Annotated in this window: 2 protein-coding genes; both read left to right on the top strand. The window is 72.1% G+C overall.

What is annotated here, in order from left to right:
• The coding region (locus AC1DU4_RS26250; protein ID WP_477844900.1) for an ABC transporter ATP-binding protein at positions 1-1,866 on the top strand (1,866 nt) is incomplete at its 5' end.
• Between the two features lie 133 nt (positions 1,867-1,999).
• The coding region (locus tag AC1DU4_RS26255) for a 2-oxoglutarate dehydrogenase E1 subunit family protein (protein WP_477844902.1) at positions 2,000-2,330 on the top strand (331 nt) is incomplete at its 3' end.

Consider the following 2,330-nt stretch of genomic DNA (forward strand, 5'->3'; position numbering starts at 1 on the left):
GAACTGCGTGCCGCCGTCGCGGCCCTGCCCCCGGCCACCGAGCAACCCGGCATGGACGACCACGATCTGCGCCGGCCGGACCCCGCGTTCCGGCTGTCCGCGCTGCTGCGGCCGGTCCGCTGGATCCTCGCCGCCGTCGTCGCCTGCCTGGCGCTGGACTCGCTGGCGGGTGTGCTGTTCCCGTCGATCGTCAAGTTCGCGCTCGACCGCGGCGTCACGGCCGACCAGCCGTCCGCGCTGTGGTGGGCCACCTTCGCCGGCGTCGCGCTGGTCGCCGCGGACTGGCTGGTGGTCGCGGTGATGACGGTGATCACCACCCGCGCCGGCGAGAAGGTCCTCTACAGCCTGCGGGTGCGCAGCTACGCGCACCTGCAGCGGCTCGGCCTCGACTACTACGAGCGGGAACTGTCCGGCCGCATCATGACCCGGATGACGACCGACGTCGACGCGCTGTCGTCGTTCCTGCAGACCGGCCTGTCGACGGCGGTGGTCAGCGTGCTCACGGTGGTCGGGATCGCGATCGCCCTGCTGCTGACCGACCCGGTGCTCGGACTGGTGGCGCTCGCCGCGGTGCCGCCGCTGCTGGTGGCCACCCTGCTCTTCCGCCGGGTGTCCTCCGTGGCGTACTCGGTGTCGCGGGAACGCATCTCGATCGTCAACGCCGACTTCCAGGAGAACGTCGCGGGGCTGCGCGCGGCGCAGGCGTACCGGCGTGAGGACTTCGCGGCGGAACGGTTCGCCGAGCGCGCGGACAGCTACCGCCGCAGCCGGATGCGCTCGCAGCGGGCCATCTCGATCTTCTTCCCGTTCATCACCTTCCTGTCCGACCTGGCGATGGCCGCCGTGGTGCTGGTCGGTGCCACCCGCGTCGCCAACGGCGAGGCCACCGCGGGCACGCTGGTCGCCTTCGTCCTCTACCTCGGGCTGCTGTTCGGTCCGATCCAGCAGCTCTCGCAGGTCTTCGACGGCTACCAGCAGGCCAGCGTCGGCCTGCGCCGGATCGGGGACCTGCTGCGAACCCGCAGTTCGCTGGAGGATTCACTCTCCGGCGACGCCGCTGCCCCGTCGGGCACGGTGCCGATCACCGGGCACCTGCGCGGGGACGTCGACCTCGCCGACGTGACCTTCCGCTACCGCGGCGCGGAGACCGACGCCCTGCAGGGCGTGGACCTGCGCATCGACGCGGGCACCACGGTGGCCATGGTCGGCCGGACCGGCGCCGGCAAGTCCACCGTCGTCAAGCTGCTGGCCCGCTTCTACGACCCGACCGACGGCGCGGTGCGGGTGGACGGGGTGGACCTGCGCGGCTACCCGCTCCCCGAGTACCGCGCCCGGCTCGGCGTGGTCCCGCAGGAGGCGCACCTGTTCACCGGCGACGTGGCGAGCAACATCGCCTACGGCCGGCCCGACGCGACCCGCGAGCAGATCGTGGCCGCGGCCCGCGCGGTGGGCGCGCTGGCGACCATCGCCGACCTCCGCGGCGGCATGTACACCCCGATCGGCGAGCGCGGACAGGGACTCTCCGCCGGCCAGCGTCAGCTGATCGCGCTGGCCCGTGCCGAACTGGTCGACCCGGACCTGCTGCTGCTCGACGAGGCGACGGCCACCCTGGACCCGGCCACCGAGCGCACCGTGCTCGAGGCCAGCCGGCTGATCGCCCGCCGACGCACCGCGGTGGTGGTGGCACACCGGCTGGCGACTGCCGCGCGGTCCGACCTCGTCGTGGTGGTCGACGACGGGCGCATCGTCGAGTCCGGTCCACACCACGAGCTGCGTCACGCCGGCGGACACTACGAACGGCTCTGGGATGCGGCACGAAGCGCTGCGGGGAATAATGCGGGGACCCAAAATGTCATCGATAGTTGAAACCGCGGGCACTCACGGGTGACGCACATCACTCGGCGGGTGCCCGCCGCGCGCGGACGCCATCCGGGGGGACTAGCCTCGGGTGTACAAGCGCCGATCGGGGACCAAGAGAGAAACGAGGCGAACACCTGCCGTGAGCAGCAGTTCTACGTCACAATTCGGACAGAACCAGTGGCTTGTCGACGAGATGTACCAGCGCTTCCAGGATGATCCCTCATCTGTGGACGCCAGCTGGCACGAGTTCCTCACCGACTACAAGCCGGACACCTCGGGCGCCAACGGACAGGCCGCGCAACCCGCGCCTGCCGGCCCCACGAACGGCAACGGCACACCCGCCGCCGCCACCACCACCGTCACTCCTGCTGCAGCACCGCCCGCCGCTGCACCTGCCGCCTCGGTCCCCGCCTCGGCAGCACCGGCGGCACCCGCGCCGGCGGCACCCGCCCCGGCAGCAGCGAAGGCCG

It is taken from the genome of Rhodococcus sp. P4_F5 (assembly GCF_056401315.1).